The sequence below is a fragment of the Mesorhizobium sp. M1169 genome (assembly GCF_040318345.1).
In the GTDB taxonomy this organism is placed as follows: Bacteria; Pseudomonadota; Alphaproteobacteria; order Rhizobiales; family Rhizobiaceae; genus Mesorhizobium.
In genome coordinates, this window is record NZ_JAMYME010000001.1 from 64,132 (window position 1) to 81,315 (window position 17,184).

The following is a 17,184-nucleotide window of genomic DNA, read 5'->3' on the forward strand; positions in this document are numbered from 1 at the left end:
GAACGCTGTAGCACTTTAATTTTGCGCATGGTTCCATTCCGGAAATTGATTTCAGGTTCGGGGTCCGCTGGAAGGAGTTGCGAATGAGACGGGTCGTAGTCACAGGTCTCGGCATCGTGTCGTCGATAGGCAACAATGCCAACGAGGTGCAGACCTCGCTGCACGATGCCAGATCCGGCATCAGCTTCTCCGACTCTTTCGCCGAGCATGGCTTCCGTTGCCGGGTGTGGGGTGCGCCGACGCTGGACCCATCGGGCATGATCGACCGTCGCGCCATGCGCTTCCTGTCGCAGGGTGCTGCCTGGAACCATGTCGCAATGGACCAGGCGATCGCAGACGCCGGCCTCGACGAGGCCGACATCATCAACGAGCGCACCGGTATCGTGATGGGCTCCGGCGGACCGTCGACTCGTGCAATCGTCGAGGCGGCCGAGACCACGATCAAAAACGGCAGCCCCAAGCGGATCGGGCCGTTCGCGGTGCCAAAAGCGATGTCGTCGACCGCGTCGGCGACGCTTGCCACCTGGTTCAAGATCCACGGCGTCAACTATTCGATCTCATCGGCCTGCTCGACATCTGCGCATTGCATCGGCAATGGCTACGAGCTGATTCAGTGGGGCAAGCAGGACATCGTCTTCGCCGGCGGCCATGAGGATCTCGACTGGACGATGTCGGATCTCTTCGATGCCATGGGCGCCATGTCGTCCAAGTTCAACGACAGAGCATCGGTCGCCTCACGCGCCTACGACGTCGATCGCGACGGTTTCGTCATTGCCGGCGGCGCCGGCGTGCTGATTCTTGAAGAGCTCGAGCATGCCAAGGCACGCGGCGCCAAGATCTATGCCGAGATCGTCGGCTATGGCGCGACATCGGACGGCTACGACATGGTGGCGCCGTCGGGCGAAGGCGCGGCGCGCTGCATGAAGCAGGCGCTCGCAACGGTGTCCTCGCCGGTCGACTACATCAATACGCACGGGACCTCGACGCCGGTCGGCGACTCCAAGGAAATGGGCGCCATCCGCGAGGTGTTCGGCGAAAAGATGCCTTTCATCACGTCGACCAAATCGCTAACCGGCCATTCTCTGGGCGCCGCCGGCGTGCAGGAATCGATCTACTCGATCCTGATGATGCAAGGCGGCTTCATCGGCGAGAGCGCCCACATTGAGAACCTCGATCCGGAATTCGAGGGCATGCCGATCGTGCGCAAGCGCATCGACGATGCAAGGATCGACACCGTTTTGTCCAATTCGTTCGGTTTCGGTGGCACCAACGCAACGCTGATTTTCCAGCGCTATTCCGCATAAGGATTTGCCGACCATGGACGGATTGATGAAGGGCAAGCGCGGGCTTGTCATGGGTGTTGCCAACGATCATTCGATCGCCTGGGGTATCGCCCGCAAACTGTCCGAACATGGCGCGGACCTCGCCTTCACCTATCAGGGCGAGGCCTTCGGGCGCCGGGTCAAGCCGCTCGCCGAGAAATTGGGCGCATCCCTGGTGGTGCCTTGCGACGTCGAGGACAGCGTGTCGGTCGCCGCGACTTTCGAGACTTTGGGGAAGGCGTGGGGCGGGCTGGATTTCGTCGTCCATGCCATCGGCTTTTCCGACAAGAACGAGCTGAAAGGCCTCTACGCCGACACGAGCCGCGACAACTTCATCCGCACCATGGTGATCTCCTGCTACTCCTTCACCGAGATCGCCCGTCACGCCGCCACATTGATGAAGGATAGCGGTTCGATGGTCACGCTGACCTATGCCGGTTCGGTCCGTGTCATGCCGAACTACAACGTTATGGGTGTCGCCAAGGCGGGGCTGGAGGCCAGCGTCCGCTATCTCGCCAACGACTACGGCCCGCGCGGCATCAGGGTGAACGGCATATCGGCGGGACCGGTACGGACGCTTGCGGGCGCCGGGATTTCCGACGCACGCCACATGTTCTCCTACCAGCAGCGCAACTCGCCGCTACGCCGTACAGTGACGATCGATGAAGTCGGCGGCTCCGCGCTCTATTTGCTGTCCGACCTGTCCTCCGGCGTCACCGGCGAAATCCATTATGTCGATTCCGGCTATCACATCGTTTCCATGCCGACGCTTGACGAATTGAAGCAGACCGACGGCGGGCGGGAATAGCGCGAGCGACGTATCGCCGGCTTGCCCCGCAGGATTTCAGCGTCGCGCCGATAAGACCTTGAACATGCCGTCGCGGGCGAGCTCCGCATGGCTGGAGAAGGCGGCCGCCAGCACCGGTTCGTAGGGAAGCTGACGGTTTGCCACCATGAACAGCCGGCCGCCGGGCTTCAGCGCCTTGCCTGCCGCGCGGATCATGCCGGCACCGATTTCCGGCTCAGTCGCCCGGCTGCGGTGAAAGGGCGGGTTCATGACGACCACGTCGTAGCGGCGCTCGACCGGTTCGCTCAAAAGATCTATCCAGAAGAAATGTGGCTCCACGCCTGTGTTGCCGACATTGGCCTTGGCCGCCTCCAGCGCCTCGAAATCCGCTTCGTAAAGGTCAAGCGCCGATATGCCGGGTGAGCGGGCGGCGACTTCGGCGGCGACATAGCCCCAACCGGCACAGAAATCCGCAACGCTGCCACGCAGATCGTTGGGCAGATTTTCGACCAGCAGCTTCGATCCGGCATCGATCTTGTCGAAGGAAAACATGCCTGGGGCCGTGCGGAAGCGGTCCTCGACCACCAAGTCCGGATTGGCGGCGCGAAGCGTTGCCGCGGCAACGGTATCGGCCGGCCGGCGAAACCAGAAGGCAATGCCGTGATGCTTCGGCAGGTGGCCTTCGAGCGGCACAAGGGCGCCGACATGCTTGCGCAGGCTGGCGATTCCATCGTCCTTGCTGCCGGCGACGACGATCAACCCGCCTGGTGCTGCGCGTTCGACCGCTTCGGCAACGCGCAACTCGTTTTGGCCGCGATGGCGGCCAGCGAGCACAAATGCCGCGTCGAAAGCCTCGCCTTCGACCTGCGGCGTGACCGTGAAGCCGGACGCCTGCAAGGCGCGAAAGTGCGGCCTGAAGCCTTGGACAAGATGAAGCTTGGCATCAGACCCTTCCGGCAAGCGAAAGCCGGGCTCGGCACCGAGAAAGAGTATGCGTTCATCCTTTCGTGGCAGGGAAACAGCACCGGCCTCGAACGGATGGAAAAGCGTTTTCAGCGGCTCGGCGGACATTCACCACTCTTGAACTGCAAGGCTGTTGTTGAAACGTAAACGGGCGCGACCTTCCGGCGCGCCCGCTTCGATTGCATAGTTAGATCAGCTTAGGCGGCGTTTTCTTCGCCTTCGCTCTTCTTGTCGCGCACGATTTCCTTGCCGGTGGCCTGGTCGACGACCTTCATCGACAGGCGGACCTTGCCGCGCTCATCGAAGCCCATCAGCTTGACCCAGACCTTGTCGCCTTCCTTGACCACATCGGAGGTCTTGGCGACACGATCATTGGCGAGTTGCGAGATGTGGACGAGGCCGTCACGCGGACCGAAGAAATTGACGAAAGCGCCGAAGTCGGCGGTCTTGACGACCGTGCCTTCGTAGATTTCACCGACTTCCGGCTCGGCGACGATGGTGTGTATCCACTTCTTCGCCGCCTCGATCTCCTTGGCATTGGCCGAGGCGATCTTGACGGTGCCGTCGTCCTCGATGTTGATCTTGGCGCCGGTCTTTTCGACGATCTCGCGGATGACCTTGCCGCCCGAGCCGATCACGTCGCGGATCTTGTCGGTCGGGATGTGCATGACCTCGATGCGCGGCGCGAACTCGCCGAGCTCGGCACGTGCGCCGGACAGCGCGTGGGCCATTTCGCCGAGAATGTGCTGACGGCCATCCTTGGCCTGGTCGAGGGCGATCTTCATGATCTCCTCGGTGATGCCCTCGATCTTGATGTCCATCTGCAGCGAGGTGATGCCGTAGGCGGTGCCGGCAACCTTGAAGTCCATGTCGCCGAGGTGGTCCTCGTCGCCAAGGATGTCGGAGAGCACGGCGAAGCGCTCGCCTTCCTTGATCAGGCCCATCGCAATGCCGGCGACCGGCTTGGCAAGCGGCACGCCGGCATCCATCAGAGCCAGCGAGGTGCCGCAGACGGTAGCCATTGACGACGAGCCGTTGGACTCGGTGATCTCCGAAACGACGCGCAACGTATAGGGGAACTGGTCGGCGGTCGGAAGCATCGGCCGGATGGCGCGCCAGGCGAGCTTGCCATGGCCGATTTCGCGGCGGCCCGGCGAACCCATGCGGCCGGTTTCACCGACCGAATAGGGAGGGAAGTTGTAGTGCAGGAGGAACTTCTCCTTGTACATGCCGGTCAACGAATCGACATACTGCTCGTCCTCGCCGGTGCCGAGCGTGGCGACAACCAGTGCCTGGGTCTCGCCGCGAGTGAACAGCGCCGAGCCGTGCGTGCGCGGCAGGACGCCGACTTCCGAGACGATCTTGCGGACCGTCTTCAGGTCGCGGCCGTCGATGCGCGAGCCGGTGTCGAGGATGTTCCAGCGCACGACCTTGGCCTGGAGCTCCTTGAACACGGTGCCGATCTGTTCGGACGTGTATTTGGCCTCTTCGCCTTCTGCCGGCGCGAACGCGGCCTTGACCTTCGCCTTGACGGCGTCGACGGCGGCATAGCGCTTCTGCTTGTCGGTGATCTTGTAGGCGTCGCGAAGCTCGCCTTCGACGATCTTGAGCATCTCGGCTTCAAGTGCGGAATAGTCCGGCGCGGTGAAGTCGCGCGGGTCCTTGGCCGCGACTTCAGCCAGCTTGATGATCGCGTCGATCACCGGCTGGAAGCCCCTGTGGCCGAACATGACGGCGCCGAGCATAAGGTCCTCGCCGAGTTCCTTGGCTTCGGACTCGACCATCAGCACGGCGTCGGCGGTGCCGGCGACGACTAGGTCGAGCTTCGATTCCTGCATCTCGTCGACATGCGGGTTGAGCACGTATTCGCCGTTGATGTAGCCGACGCGGGCGCCGCCAACCGGACCCATGAACGGCACGCCGGACAAGGTCAGGGCGGCGGAGGTGGCGACGATCGACAGGATGTCCGGGTCATTTTCGAGATCGTGCTGGACGACGGTGACGACGATCTGGGTGTCGTTCTTGTAGCCTTCGGCGAAGAGCGGGCGGATCGGGCGGTCGATCAGGCGGGAAACCAGCGTTTCCTTCTCGCTCGGACGGCCTTCACGCTTGAAATAGCCACCCGGGATCTTGCCGGCGGCGTAAGTCTTCTCCTGGTAGTTGACCGTCAGCGGGAAGAAATCGAGGCCGGGTTTCGGCTCTTTCATCGAGACGACGGTGGCGAGAACCTTGGTTTCGCCGTAGGTGGCCAGCACCGCGCCATCAGCCTGACGCGCGATCTTGCCGGTTTCGAGAATGAGCGGGCGGCCGCCCCATTCGATTTCCACTTTGTGGTAATTGAACATGTCTTGTCCTTCGTATGCGGAAAGGGCCGCGCCGTTTCAGCGTGCGCGGATGCCCCTTTCCCTTGGCTTCCTTTCTCGGGCAGCCACGGGCAAGACAACGGGAGGCTCGGCTTATTCGGCGCGGTGCCGCACGAGCGTCCTGCAATCCTGCCCCATGACCGTCCATGGGCGGTTTCGAGCGGCCCTCTGCTGTTTCGAAACCGGGTTGGCCAATCGATCCGAGTGGCCTTGCGCGTGAACCCGAAAACCAGGTTTTCGGAAAATATCCTGCGCAAATCTAAACTTCAGAGCGTCCTTTGCGCATCCAAACCGATGCGCGGCGCTCTACTTCCTTCCTACTTCCTTCATGGAGCCTTGGATGACCCGATGCTCCAATGCGCGACCGGCGGGCTCTCGAAAGAACCCGCCGGTCAATTCGTCAACGGCGCAGACCGAGCTTCTCGATCAGCGTCTGATAGCGCGCGTCGTCCTTGCGCTTGAGATAATCAAGCAGGCTGCGGCGCTGGGAAACGAGAGCGAGCAGACCACGGCGGGAATGGTTATCCTTCTTGTGGTCCTTGAAATGATCGGTCAGGTTCTTGATGCGCTCGGAAAGGATGGCCACCTGGACTTCCGGAGACCCGGTATCGCCCTTGGCGGTTGCGAATTCGCCCATCAATTCCTTCTTGCGTTCGGCAGTAATCGACATCGTGTTTTTCCTTGTCTGTTTGAGGAAACGGGACGCCCTCAGCCGGGATGTCGTCCAGCAGGGGCCAGTGCAAGCAACGCGTCAACGCGCGAAGCTGCGGCGCATATAGTGCAATTCCGACAAAAAGGCCAGCCTAATTCACAAGCCGGCTTTTTGCTGCATAAACGGGCACTTCCGCCTAGTCAGAGCCATTTCTTCCATTTGAAGTACGCAAAGAGCCCGACCGCGACAAGCGCCATGAAGGCGAGCGACAGCGGATAGCCGTAATAGGCCTTCAGCTCCGGCATGTTCCAGGGCGAGGTGTCGGGGTCGAAATTCATGCCCCATACGCCGACGAGAAAGGTAAGCGGCATGAAGATCACCGAGACGATCGTCAGATAGCTGATGACGTCGTTGGTGCGCGCCTGGCTGAGCGACAAGTGCATCTCGATCAGGCCGGTCAGCATGTCGCGCTGGGTTTCGACCAGTTCGATCAATCGCAGCGAATGATCGAGCGTGTCGTTCAGAAATATCTTGGTTTCGGCCTTCACATAAGAGACGTCATTGCGGATCATGGTCGCCAGCGCGTCGCGCATCGGCCAAAGCACGCCCTTCAGCACATTGGCATCGCGCCGCAATTCGTGAAGCTGCCGCATCTGATGCTTGTGCGCCTGGTTCAGCATTTGGTCCTCAATGCTGTCGACCAATTCGCCGGCAGCCTCGATCGGCGGGAAATAGCTGTCGACGATGGCGTCGATCAAAGCATAGGCGAGATAGTCGGCGCCGCGCGAGCGCAAGCGGTTGGGCACCGAGCTTGCGATCCGCTTGCGCACGGGATCGAACGGGTCGCCTTCGCGCTCCTGGAAGGTGACGACGAAGTTCCTGCCGAAGAAGACGGCGATCTGTTCGTAGCGATGCGCGGTGACATCGTCGATCATCCTGACGACGACAAAGGCATGGTCCTCGAAGAAATCCACCTTCGGCCGCTGGCCGGTGTTGACGACATCTTCCAGCGCCAACGGATGCAGGTTGAAGATCCGGCCGATCTCCTCGATCAGCTGGATGTTGGCGAGGCCTGTGCAATCGAGCCAGATAACCGGCCAATTGTGGCAATTGGTGTTGACGTCGTCGATGCTGGCATTGTCGATGGTCTTGAACTTTTCGGGCGAGATCAATGTCAGCCTGAGCTCGGAACGGCGTGCCGCCGGGTCGGCGATCAGCGTGCCGGGCGAGGCCCCGACCGGCGGCCTCCGTGTTTTGAGCGCCGCTCGTTTGTTGACCGTGTCAGCCTTTGCCATGTGCCCCCTCGAGTGCAGCGTCGAACGGCACTACAGCGCAGCGCATCCTTTCGGACGGCAAACGACGCCGTAGGCCTGTTGATTTAGCGCATGATCCTTTCCCAAAATAGAATCCGGTTTGAAGATCATGCGCCGGGCGACAGCTGTTACCCGACAAAGACCCGCTTTGGCTTGAACATGCCTTGCTCGATGGCGCCGATGGCGACCAGCTTGCCGCGCGCGGTGGCGCAGGCCTCCTCCGCTTCTACCGGCGCGTCACGGCCGCGAATGATGACCGGATTGCCGAGGCGGATTTTGGTTGCCGCATCATCGCTGATCGCGACCTGCGGCAGGCATTCGAGCGCGGCGGCGGTGTCGACCAGAAGTGCATCGATGGCACCGAAGTCGATCGGCGCGTCTGCTGCTTGCGGCTCGCCCTGCTCGCCGAAGCGGGCGGCTTCCAGCTCGGCCAGGGTAACGAAATCTTCCTGCGTGAACGGCTCGACCTCGACCCGCCGCAGCTCGGCGATGTGACCGAAGCAGCCAAGGTCGCGGCCCATGTCGCGCGCCAGCGAGCGGACATAGGTGCCCTTGCCGCATTCGACCTCGAAGATGGTGCGATCGGCCATGTGCTCGACCAGGTCGAGCCGGCCGATCTCTACCTCGCGTGGCGGAATGTCGATCGTCTCGCCATCGCGGGCAAGGTCGTAGGCGCGCTCGCCGGCGATCTTGATCGCCGAAAATTGCGGCGGCGTCTGCATGATGACGCCGGTATATTTCGAAAGCAGCGCCCGTACGTCGGCTTCCGCCGGACGGCGGTCCGAGCTTTTGGTCGCCGGGCCTTCGAGGTCGTCGGTCGAACGCTCCTCGCCCCAGGCAACCGTGAAGCGGTAGACCTTGGCGCCGTCCTGGACGTATGGCACGGTCTTGGTCGCTTCGCCGAGCGCGATCGGCAGCATGCCGGACGCCAGCGGGTCGAGCGTGCCGGCATGGCCGGCCTTTTCCGCCTGGAACAGCCATTTGATCTTGGAGACGGCTTCAGTCGAGCCCATGCCGACCGGCTTGTCCAGTACCAGCCAGCCCGAGATCGGCCGGCCCTTCTTCTTGCCGCGACGCGCCACTATTCGCTGTCCTTCCGGTCGTCTTTGTCTTTGTCGTCGGCGCTGAGATCGCGCGCCACTTCGGGCGAGTGCAGCAACTCGTTTATCTTCTGGAAATTGTCGTAGCTGGTGTCGAGCCGGAAGCGGAATTCCGGCATGTACTTCATCTGGCGCAGCGCGCCGGAGACGCGGCCGCGCACGAACTTCGCATGCTTATTGAGCGCCTCGATCACCGCCCCGGCATCCTTGGCGCCGAGCGGCGAAACGAAGGCGGTGGCGATCTTGAGATCGGGCGACATGCGCACTTCCGAGACCGACACCACGGCATTCTCGATCAGCGGATCGAGGATCTCGCCGCGCTGCAAGGTCTCGGACAGCGCATGGCGCACCTGCTCGCCGACACGCAGCATGCGCTGGGATGGGCCTGATGTGATTGAACGGGGCATTTTTCTCTATCCTGAAATCGTGGGGCGCGGGATAGGACCGCACCACATGTCTCATATGGTTTGGGCGGCGGTCTTTCGACCACCGCCCGGTCTCGATGGATGCCCGAACTCGAACGTTCGAGCTCAGAGCGTCCTGGTCACCATCTCGACGCGGAAGCACTCGATGACGTCACCGACGCGCATGTCCTCGTAGTTCTGGAAGGCCATGCCGCATTCCTGGCCGCCCGGAACTTCCGAAACCTCGTCCTTGAAGCGCTTCAGGGTCTTCAGCGTGCCTTCGTGGATGACGACGTTGTCGCGGATCAGGCGGACGCCTGCACCACGCTCGACCTTGCCTTCGGTGACACGGCAGCCGGCGATCTTGCCGACCTTGGTGATGTCGAAGATCTCGAGGATCTCGGCATTGCCGATGAAGGTCTCACGACGCTCCGGCGAGAGCAGGCCGGAGAGCGCCGCTTTCACATCATCGACCAGATTGTAGATGATCGAATAGTAGCGGATCTCGATGCCTGCCGCAGCCGCGGCCGCGCGGGCCTGCGCATTGGCGCGAACGTTGAAGCCGATGATCGCAGCCCCGGAAGTTTCCGCCAGCGACACGTCGCTTTCGGTGATCCCGCCGGCCCCGGCATGGACGATGCGGGCGCGCACCTCGTCGGTGCCGAGATTGTCGAGCGCGGCGTTGATCGCCTCGATCGAGCCCTGCACGTCGCCCTTGATGACCAGCGGGAATTCCTTCAATCCGCTTGTCTGCAACTGCGACATCATCTGTTCAAGCGAGCCGCGCTGGCCGGCATGCCTGGCCACCGCCTTCTCACGCGCCAGGCGCTGGCGATATTCGGTGATCTCGCGGGCGCGGGCTTCGTTGTTGACAACGGCGAAGCGGTCGCCGGCCTGCGGCGTGCCTTGCAGGCCGAGCACCTCCACCGGCATTGCCGGCGGCGCTTCTTTGACCTGCTCGCCGCGATCATTGACGAGCGCGCGTACCCGGCCCCATTCGTTGCCGGCGACGAGAATGTCGCCCGGCATCAACGTGCCGGTCTGCACCAGCACGGTAGCGACTGGGCCGCGGCCCTTGTCGAGCTGGGCTTCGATGACCACGCCTTCGGCGGTGCGGTCCGGATTGGCCTTCAGGTCGAGGATTTCGGCCTGCAGCAGGATCGCTTCGAGCAACTTGTCGAGATTGATGCCCTTGGTCGCCGACACCTCGACATCCAGCACCTCGCCGCCCATCGATTCGACGAACACCTCGTGGCGCAGCAGTTCCGAACGCACCTTCTGCGGGTCGGCGTCATGCTTGTCGATCTTGTTGATCGCCACAATGATCGGAACGCCGGCCGCCTTGGCGTGATTGATCGATTCGATCGTCTGCGGCATGACGCTGTCGTCGGCTGCCACCACGAGGATGGCGATATCGGTCGCCTGGGCACCGCGGGCACGCATCGCCGTGAAGGCGGCGTGGCCGGGCGTGTCGATGAAGGTAACCTTGTGACCGTTCTTCTCGACCTGATAGGCGCCGATATGCTGGGTAATGCCGCCGGCCTCGCCGGAGACGACGTTGGCATTGCGGATGGCATCGAGCAACGAGGTCTTGCCGTGATCGACATGGCCCATGATCGTTACCACCGGCGGACGCGGCTGCAGGTCCTCGGGACGATCGGCGATGTTGAACAAGCCCTCTTCGATGTCGGACTCGGCGACGCGGCGGACCGTGTGGCCAAATTCGGTGGCGACGAGTTCGGCCGTGTCGGCGTCGATGACGTCACCAGGCTTCAGGATCTGGCCCTGCTTCATGAAGAACTTGACCACGTCGACAGCGCGCTCGGACATGCGCTGCGCCAGCTCCTGGATGGTGATGGTTTCGGGCAGGATCACTTCACGCATGACTTTCTCGCGTGGCTCGTTATGCAACGCGCGCTTGAATTTCTCCTGACGGCGGCGCATCGACGAGAGCGAGCGGGCGCGCGCATCCTCGTCGGAAAGCGCCGAATTCAGCGTCAGCTTGCCGCGGCGGCGGTCTTCCTCGCCCTTGGTCGGTTTGGCCGGACGCGCCACTTCCGGCGTGACCAGACGGCGCACTGGTGCGCCGGCACCGGTCCGCTTCGGTTTGACCTCTTCCTCGTCATCGACTGTTGCCAGTTCGGCGGCGAGCGGCGCACGGCGGCGCGCCTCTTCCTCGGCACGGCGGCGGGATTCGGCCTCGGCTTGCAGCCGTGCCTCTTCCTCGGCCTGACGGCGAGCCGATTCCTCGCGCTCGCGGCGGCGGCGCTCTTCGTCCTCGCTGCGGCGCTTGGCTTCCTCGATGGCGCGCTGGCGATCCTCGACATCGCGGACCTTCGAGCCCTCGAGAGCCCGGCGGCGTGCTTCCATTTCCTGGCGCGACAACTCGTTCAGCACCATGCCGCCGCGTTCGACCGGCGGCGGAGGGGGAGGCGCCTTGGGAGCTTCCTGCACGGCAGGCGCTGCCGCGACCGGCTTCGGCGTGAAGACGGACACAGGCGCTGCCGCCGGCTCCGGCTTGTCGCCGGGCAGCGAGAACTTGCGCTTCTTGGTCTCGACGACCACCGACTTGGTGCGGCCGTGCGAGAAGTTCTGGCGCACCGTGCCCTGTTCCATACCGGGGCGCTTCAGCGTCAAGGTCTTCTTCGGCGTAACACTCAGCGTCTTGTCGTCGCCCGATTTCGTATCGCTCATTCCATATCCTCTGCGGCATCATCTTCGTCAGCAACGGCCGCAAGCATTGCCAGATCGTCCGGGGAACCGCCCCGATATCGGTCGAGCGCAACCATGCGCTTCTGGACCGCCCTGCCCGCGTCTCCCGCGAGAACGGCAGCATGTATCACATTTGTACCCCCCAATGCCAAGCTCAACTCGGCCTCGGAGAAAAGTTTGTAAGCGCGGATCGCAGGCCCGCCAAGGTGGACGGTTGCCCGTCGCGCCTGGCTTATCTTGCGGACGCCATCGTCGGAAGCCTCGGTCGCGTGGAGCACGAAAAGTGCAAGTCCGCCGCGCACGGCGCTCTCGACCTTGGTCGCTCCGAGCGCTATGGCGCCCGCCTTGCGGGCCAGGCCAAGCATGCCCAGAGCGGACCTGGAAAGCAGCGCGTCGACCATGCCGCCAAGATCGGCCGGCACGCTCACCTGCGCCTTAAAAGCACGGGCAAACAGATTTTTGGCCGCTGCCTTTTCTATATGTAGGCGGTCGGCCGTCACCCAGCAACCGCGGCCGGGCAGGTTTCTCTTGATGTCCGGAACGACGGCCGAACCCGGGCCGACGACGAAACGGATCAGTTCATCCGGTTCGGCTTGCCTGCGGGTGACGATGCAGGTGCGATCGTTCATCTCGTCCAAGGGCGGGTTCGGTGCGATGCGGTTTCACCTCACGCACCGACGGTTTCGTCAGCCGGCACGCCCTCGGCGGCAAGCTCGTCTTCGGTGATCCAGCCAGCCTTCAGGCGAGCGGCCAGGACCATCTGCTCGGCATCGGCGCGTGATACGCCGTGGTTGGCGAGCACACCCGGGAATACCTTCGTCTCGCCGTCCTTGCGTTCCTTCCAACCGGTCAGGTCGTCGGCGGCGTAGCCGGCGAAATCCTCGATCGTCTTCACGCCGTCCTCGCCGAGCGTCACCATCATGGCGGTGGTGATGCCGGGAATCTCGCGCAGCTCGTCCTTGACGCCGAGCGCCTTGCGCTTCTCGTCATGCTCGGCTTCGATCTTCTCCAGATATTCGCGGGCGCGGGTCTGGATTTCCGAAGCCGTGTCCTCGTCGAAGCCGTCGATCGACGCGATTTCGCCGGAGTCGACATACGCGACCTCCTCGACGCTGGTGAAGCCTTCGGAAGCGAGCACCTGGCCGACCATCTCGTCGACGTCTAGGGCTTCCATGAACAGCGACGACCGTTCGACGAATTCCTTCTGGCGGCGTTCGCTCTCTTCCTGCTCGGTCAGGATGTCGATATCCCAGCCGGTGAGCTGCGAGGCAAGACGGACGTTCTGGCCGCGGCGGCCGATGGCCAGCGACAGCTGATCGTCGGGAACGACGACCTCGATGCGCTCGGCATCCTCGTCGAGCACGACCTTGGCGACTTCCGCCGGCTGCAATGCATTGACAATGAAGGACGCCGCCGAAGGCGACCACGGAATGATGTCGATCTTCTCGCCCTGCAATTCACCGACGACCGCCTGGACGCGGCTGCCGCGCATACCGACGCAGGCACCGACCGGATCGATGGAGCTGTCGCGCGAGATGACAGCGATCTTGGCGCGCGAACCCGGATCGCGGGCGACCGACTTGATCTCGATGATGCCGTCGTAGATTTCCGGCACTTCCATGGTGAACAGCTTCGCCATGAACTGCGGATGGGTGCGCGACAGGAATATCTGCGGGCCGCGCTGTTCGCGGCGCACGTCATAGACATAGGCACGGACGCGATCGCCATACTTGTAGTTTTCGCGCGGAATCAGCTCGTCGCGGCGGATGATCGCTTCGCCGCGGCCGAGATCGACGATGACGTTGCCGTATTCGACGCGCTTGACGGTACCGTTGACGATCTCGCCGATACGGTCCTTGTATTCATCATATTGCCGGTCGCGCTCGGCCTCGCGCACCTTCTGCACGATGACCTGCTTGGCGGACTGGGCGGCGATGCGGCCAAAATCCATCGGCGGTAGCTGTTCGGCAATGAAATCGCCGAGCTGGGCGTCCGGATTGCGCTCGCGCGCCGAGGAAATGGCAATCTGCGTCGCGTAGTCATCGACCTTCTCGACCACTTCCATCAGCCGCTGCAGCTTCATCTCGCCGGTGTTGGCATTGATGTCGGCGCGGATATTGGTTTCCTGGCCGTAGCGCGAGCGCGCGGCCTTCTGGATCGCGTCGGCCATGGCGGCGATGACGATCGACTTGTCGATCGACTTTTCACGCGCGACCGCATCGGCGATCTGCAGCAGTTCAAGCCTGTTGGCGCTTACAACCATCTTCTTTCTCCCGAGCTTGTTGCCGACCTTTACGGCCGGCAGCCCAATCACATTTCCTGTTCGGTTTCGTCTTCCGCACCCTCTGGTGCGTCTTCGGGTTCGCCGCGGCGTTTCCTGGCTTCCTTGCGCGCCCGATTGTCCTTCGACAGCGCATCGCGGATAAGGTCGTCGGTCAGAATCAGCCGCGCTTCGGCAATCGCATCGTAGGGAACACGTACCGTCGGCTCCTCGCCGTAAGCGGCCTTGTCACGCTCGATCAGCACACCGTCCGCGTCGCTTTCGGCGATCTTGCCCTTGAAGCGCTTACGGTCGGCGACGAGAACCGACGTTTCCATCTTCACCAGATGGCCGGTCCAGGCTGCAAAGTCCGATTTGCGGACCAGCGGCCGGTCGATGCCCGGCGACGACACTTCGAGATGATAAGCCTTCTCGATCGGATCATCGACATCGAGCGCCGGCGACACCGCCCGGCTGACCTCTTCACAATCCTCGACCGTCATCGTGCCGTCCTCGCGCTCGGCCATGATCTGCAGCGTCAGCCCGTTCTGGCCCGACAGGTGCACACGTACCAAGCGGAAGCCAATGGCGCACAGTACCGGCTGAACGATCAGCGCGATGCGCGCATCGATGCCGCTTTCGCGGATGATGCGGTCGTCGCCTTCGCTTGCCGTCACTGTCATTCGGTCCTGTCACTCGATTTCTGTTGGTCGGCAGGTAATAAAAAAGAGCGGGACCGGGTGGACCCACTCTTCGTCATACCGACCAAGAATTTGAAGCTGATATAGACGATCATGGTCCTCATTTCAAGCCCGTCCTGCATGACGGCAAGGCTCCGAGTCCGCAGCGCTGCGCCAAATGCATGGCGCCCATGCAGTGATCCCCCTTTGAGCACCGGCCACGCACGACTACCTATGTTGCATTGCACAATTGGAGCGCTCACTGCGCTCGAAAGGGTACCATCATGAACAATCGTGGATTTTTTTCAGCCATAGGCGATGTCTTTAGCGTGTTCGGCAGCAGCGTGTTCGGCAGCGCCGTAGCCGCGTCGCGGGCTGTGGAAAGCGGTCGCAAGCCGCGTGCGCATGATCTGCGCAATCTCGGCATGGAGCCGGCAGCCTTCGACAAGATCCGTCGCTTCTGAGCCAAGTGAGCGCCGAGAGCCTTCGGCCGGCTCGCCTTGTGCTCAGCTCTAATTTCCCGCTTATTTCCGCACGAAGGTGAGATAGGCGGGCCGTCGGCCTTCGCGAATGGCCTTGGCCTCATAGCGCGTCCCCGGCCAGCCATCATAGGGCCGGTGCCAGTCGGCTGCTTCGCTTGCCTGCCACGTGAAGGCGTCGTGCGCCCGGCAATGCAGGAGCGTCCAGTTCACATAGCTGTCGATATCGGACGCAAAGTGGAACTTTCCGCCGTGCTTCAGGACGCGCGCGAAGCGGTCGAGATTGACCGGGCTGACGAAGCGCCGCTTCCAGTGCTTCTTCTTCGGCCACGGATCCGGATAGAGAAGGTCAATGCCGTCAAGCGAAGCCTGCGGCAGCCAGTCCAGCAGACGTGTGGCGTCGTCGTCATAGACGCGCAGATTGGCAAGCGGCCGCTCCCGGACCGCCATCATCATCTTGGCCATGCCGTTGACGAAAGGCTCGACGCCGATAAAGCCGGTCGTCTGGCTGGCCGTAGCACGGTGCAGAAGATGTTCGCCGCCGCCAAAACCGATTTCGAGCTGGACAGCCGAAACTTCGGCTTCGAAAAGGCTGCGCAAGTCGGCCGGCGGTTCAACCGTCAGATCGAGCTTGTAGGCGGCGAAGCCGCTCTCCAGCGCCGCTGCCTGTTGTGGTCGAATGGTCTTGCCGCGCCGGCGACCGAAAAAGGCCTCGGTCGCACGGCTTGGCCGGTCCTTCGGATCCATAGGCGCCGCGGTTAGGCGGCGACTGCTTCGGCGACCGGTTCGGCGAGAGCGTCCTTGAGCGCCTTGGCGAGATCGGTCTTCTCCCAGGAGAAGGATCCGTCGCGGCCGGCCTTGCGGCCAAAATGGCCGTAGGACGACGTCTTGGCATAGATCGGCTTGTTGAGATCGAGGTGGCGGCGGATGCCGGACGGCGACAGGTCCATCACGGCGCGCAGTGCACGCTCGAGTTTTGCCTCGTCGACCTTGCCGGTGCCGTGCAGGTCGACGTAGATCGACAGCGGCTGGGCGACACCGATCGCATAGGAAAGCTGGATGGTGCAGCGATCGGCGAGCTTTGCGGCAACCACGTTCTTGGCGAGATAACGCGCGGCATAGGCCGCCGAGCGGTCGACCTTGGTGGTGTCCTTGCCAGAAAAAGCGCCGCCGCCATGAGGCGCAGCCCCGCCATAAGTGTCGACGATGATCTTGCGGCCGGTCAGGCCGGCGTCGCCATCAGGCCCGCCGATGACGAACTTGCCGGTCGGATTGATGTACCAGTTGCAATTGTCGGCAATCTTCAGGTCGCCCAGTGCTTCGCGAATATAGGGCTCGACGACGTTGCGCACCTTCTTCGAATCCCACGTCTCATCGAGATGCTGGGTCGACAGCACGATCTGCGTCACTTCCGCCGCTTTGCCGTCGACATAGCGGACGGTGACCTGGCTCTTGGCATCCGGCCCGAGCCTGCCGGCATCACCGCTGCCTTCATGGCGCGCAGCCGCCAGCAATTCGAGGATCTTGTGGCTGTAATAGATCGGCGCCGGCATCAGGTCCGGGGTTTCGCGGCAGGCATAGCCAAACATGATGCCCTGGTCGCCGGCTCCCTCCTCGCCTTGCCGGTCGGAGGCGTTGTCGACGCCTTGGCCGATATCCGGCGACTGGCCGTGCAGCAGGACCTCGATCTTGGCTGTCTTCCAGTGGAAGCCGGCCTGCTCGTAGCCGATTTCGCGGATCGCCTTGCGAGCGACCGACTTGAACTTGGCCGGGTTGACGATCGGATGGCCGGCCGCATCCTTCAGGACGTTGCCCTCCTTGTCCTTCTTGAGCAGCGTCTCGGGGACGCGCACCTCGCCGGCGATGACAACGCGATTGGTCGTCGCAAGCGTCTCGCAGGCAACGCGGACCTTCCACGGGTCCATGCCGGTCTTTCTGGCTTCGCGATAGACGAGATCGACAATCTCGTCGGAGATGCGGTCGCAGACCTTGTCGGGATGGCCCTCGGCAACGGATTCCGAGGTGAAGAAGTAATTGTGCCGCGTCACGGGTGTCCCCTCTTGAAAAAAATATCGGCAGGCCGCCGATTTTGGCGCGCCAGTTGTTAACGGTGCCGGGCGTCGCTCGTCAAGCCATGCAGCCGTTCTGG

Annotated in this window: 15 protein-coding genes; 3 read left to right on the plus strand and 12 right to left on the minus strand. The window is 62.7% G+C overall.

Going from position 1 to position 17,184, the window contains the following annotated elements:
• Nucleotides 1–83: 83 nt before the first annotated feature.
• Nucleotides 84–1,304, plus strand: coding sequence for a beta-ketoacyl-ACP synthase I (gene fabB, locus NKH41_RS00290; RefSeq protein ID WP_352770781.1), 1,221 nt, complete (start codon nt 84–86; stop codon nt 1,302–1,304).
• Nucleotides 1,305–1,317: 13 nt separating this feature from the next.
• Nucleotides 1,318–2,130, plus strand: coding sequence for an enoyl-ACP reductase FabI (fabI, locus tag NKH41_RS00295; RefSeq protein ID WP_352613887.1), 813 nt, complete (start codon nt 1,318–1,320; stop codon nt 2,128–2,130).
• A 36-nt stretch (nt 2,131–2,166) separates the two neighbouring features.
• Here the strand turns inward: fabI and NKH41_RS00300 are convergent, their stop codons facing one another.
• The 10 genes from NKH41_RS00300 to rimP all read right to left on the minus strand — a co-directional run bounded on the left by NKH41_RS00300 (nt 2,167) and on the right by rimP (nt 14,559).
• On the minus strand, nt 2,167–3,180 hold the full coding sequence (locus tag NKH41_RS00300) for a class I SAM-dependent methyltransferase (RefSeq protein ID WP_352744420.1): 1,014 nt from the start codon (nt 3,178–3,180) through the stop codon (nt 2,167–2,169).
• 89 nt (nt 3,181–3,269) lie between these two features.
• Nucleotides 3,270–5,417: a polyribonucleotide nucleotidyltransferase gene (gene pnp / locus NKH41_RS00305; RefSeq protein WP_292654001.1), complete on the minus strand. Its 2,148-nt coding sequence runs from the start codon at nt 5,415–5,417 to the stop codon at nt 3,270–3,272.
• A gap of 418 nt (nt 5,418–5,835) precedes the next feature.
• Nucleotides 5,836–6,147, minus strand: a complete 312-nt coding sequence (gene rpsO, locus NKH41_RS00310; protein WP_280940423.1) for a 30S ribosomal protein S15 — start codon at nt 6,145–6,147, stop codon at nt 5,836–5,838.
• Nucleotides 6,148–6,287: 140 nt separating this feature from the next.
• Complete coding sequence (gene corA / locus NKH41_RS00315; RefSeq protein WP_352770778.1) at nt 6,288–7,382, minus strand: magnesium/cobalt transporter CorA; 1,095 nt, start codon at nt 7,380–7,382, stop codon at nt 6,288–6,290.
• A 146-nt stretch (nt 7,383–7,528) separates the two neighbouring features.
• Nucleotides 7,529–8,482, minus strand: a complete 954-nt coding sequence (truB, locus tag NKH41_RS00320) for a tRNA pseudouridine(55) synthase TruB (RefSeq protein ID WP_352770775.1) — start codon at nt 8,480–8,482, stop codon at nt 7,529–7,531.
• The gene (rbfA, locus tag NKH41_RS00325; RefSeq protein WP_352770772.1) at nt 8,482–8,907 is read right to left on the minus strand and encodes a 30S ribosome-binding factor RbfA; all 426 of its coding nucleotides are present in this window, start codon (nt 8,905–8,907) and stop codon (nt 8,482–8,484) included. Before rbfA ends, truB begins: the two co-directional genes overlap by 1 nt.
• Nucleotides 8,908–9,030: 123 nt before the next feature.
• Nucleotides 9,031–11,598, minus strand: a complete 2,568-nt coding sequence (infB, locus tag NKH41_RS00330) for a translation initiation factor IF-2 (protein ID WP_352589066.1) — start codon at nt 11,596–11,598, stop codon at nt 9,031–9,033.
• Complete coding sequence (locus NKH41_RS00335) at nt 11,595–12,245, minus strand: RNA-binding protein (RefSeq protein ID WP_352541262.1); 651 nt, start codon at nt 12,243–12,245, stop codon at nt 11,595–11,597. Before NKH41_RS00335 ends, infB begins: the two co-directional genes overlap by 4 nt.
• A 38-nt stretch (nt 12,246–12,283) precedes the next feature.
• Nucleotides 12,284–13,879, minus strand: coding sequence for a transcription termination factor NusA (gene nusA / locus NKH41_RS00340; protein ID WP_023676901.1), 1,596 nt, complete (start codon nt 13,877–13,879; stop codon nt 12,284–12,286).
• A gap of 47 nt (nt 13,880–13,926) precedes the next feature.
• Nucleotides 13,927–14,559: a ribosome maturation factor RimP gene (gene rimP / locus NKH41_RS00345; RefSeq protein ID WP_352770770.1), complete on the minus strand. Its 633-nt coding sequence runs from the start codon at nt 14,557–14,559 to the stop codon at nt 13,927–13,929.
• Nucleotides 14,560–14,840: 281 nt separating this feature from the next.
• Between rimP and NKH41_RS00350 the strand changes: the two genes are divergently transcribed.
• Complete coding sequence (locus tag NKH41_RS00350) at nt 14,841–15,020, plus strand: hypothetical protein (protein WP_352770768.1); 180 nt, start codon at nt 14,841–14,843, stop codon at nt 15,018–15,020.
• Nucleotides 15,021–15,080: 60 nt separating this feature from the next.
• Here NKH41_RS00350 and trmB read toward each other — a convergent pair whose 3' ends face one another.
• Together trmB and metK are read right to left on the minus strand one after the other, a co-directional pair.
• Nucleotides 15,081–15,782 (minus strand): tRNA (guanine(46)-N(7))-methyltransferase TrmB, encoded by a 702-nt coding sequence (gene trmB, locus NKH41_RS00355; RefSeq protein WP_352770766.1) that lies wholly within the window; start codon nt 15,780–15,782, stop codon nt 15,081–15,083.
• An 11-nt stretch (nt 15,783–15,793) separates the two neighbouring features.
• A complete protein-coding gene (gene metK, locus NKH41_RS00360; RefSeq protein ID WP_023676896.1) occupies nt 15,794–17,083 on the minus strand; it encodes a methionine adenosyltransferase in 1,290 nt (429 codons plus the stop codon).
• Nucleotides 17,084–17,184: the final 101 nt, after the last annotated feature.

Bases quoted from the DNA above. Each gene is read 5' to 3' on its own strand.
- nusA (WP_023676901.1), bottom strand. From the start codon at position 13,879: ATGGTTGTAAGCGCCAACAGGCTTGAACTGCTGCAGATCGCCGATGCG.
- NKH41_RS00300 (WP_352744420.1), bottom strand. From the start codon at position 3,180: ATGTCCGCCGAGCCGCTGAAAACGCTTTTCCATCCGTTCGAGGCCGGT.
- NKH41_RS00335 (WP_352541262.1), bottom strand. From the start codon at position 12,245: ATGAACGATCGCACCTGCATCGTCACCCGCAGGCAAGCCGAACCGGAT.
- fabI (WP_352613887.1), top strand. From the start codon at position 1,318: ATGGACGGATTGATGAAGGGCAAGCGCGGGCTTGTCATGGGTGTTGCC.
- corA (WP_352770778.1), bottom strand. From the start codon at position 7,382: ATGGCAAAGGCTGACACGGTCAACAAACGAGCGGCGCTCAAAACACGG.
- NKH41_RS00350 (WP_352770768.1), top strand. From the start codon at position 14,841: ATGAACAATCGTGGATTTTTTTCAGCCATAGGCGATGTCTTTAGCGTG.
- pnp (WP_292654001.1), bottom strand. From the start codon at position 5,417: ATGTTCAATTACCACAAAGTGGAAATCGAATGGGGCGGCCGCCCGCTC.
- trmB (WP_352770766.1), bottom strand. From the start codon at position 15,782: ATGGATCCGAAGGACCGGCCAAGCCGTGCGACCGAGGCCTTTTTCGGT.
- infB (WP_352589066.1), bottom strand. From the start codon at position 11,598: ATGAGCGATACGAAATCGGGCGACGACAAGACGCTGAGTGTTACGCCG.
- fabB (WP_352770781.1), top strand. From the start codon at position 84: ATGAGACGGGTCGTAGTCACAGGTCTCGGCATCGTGTCGTCGATAGGC.
- rbfA (WP_352770772.1), bottom strand. From the start codon at position 8,907: ATGCCCCGTTCAATCACATCAGGCCCATCCCAGCGCATGCTGCGTGTC.
- rimP (WP_352770770.1), bottom strand. From the start codon at position 14,559: ATGACAGTGACGGCAAGCGAAGGCGACGACCGCATCATCCGCGAAAGC.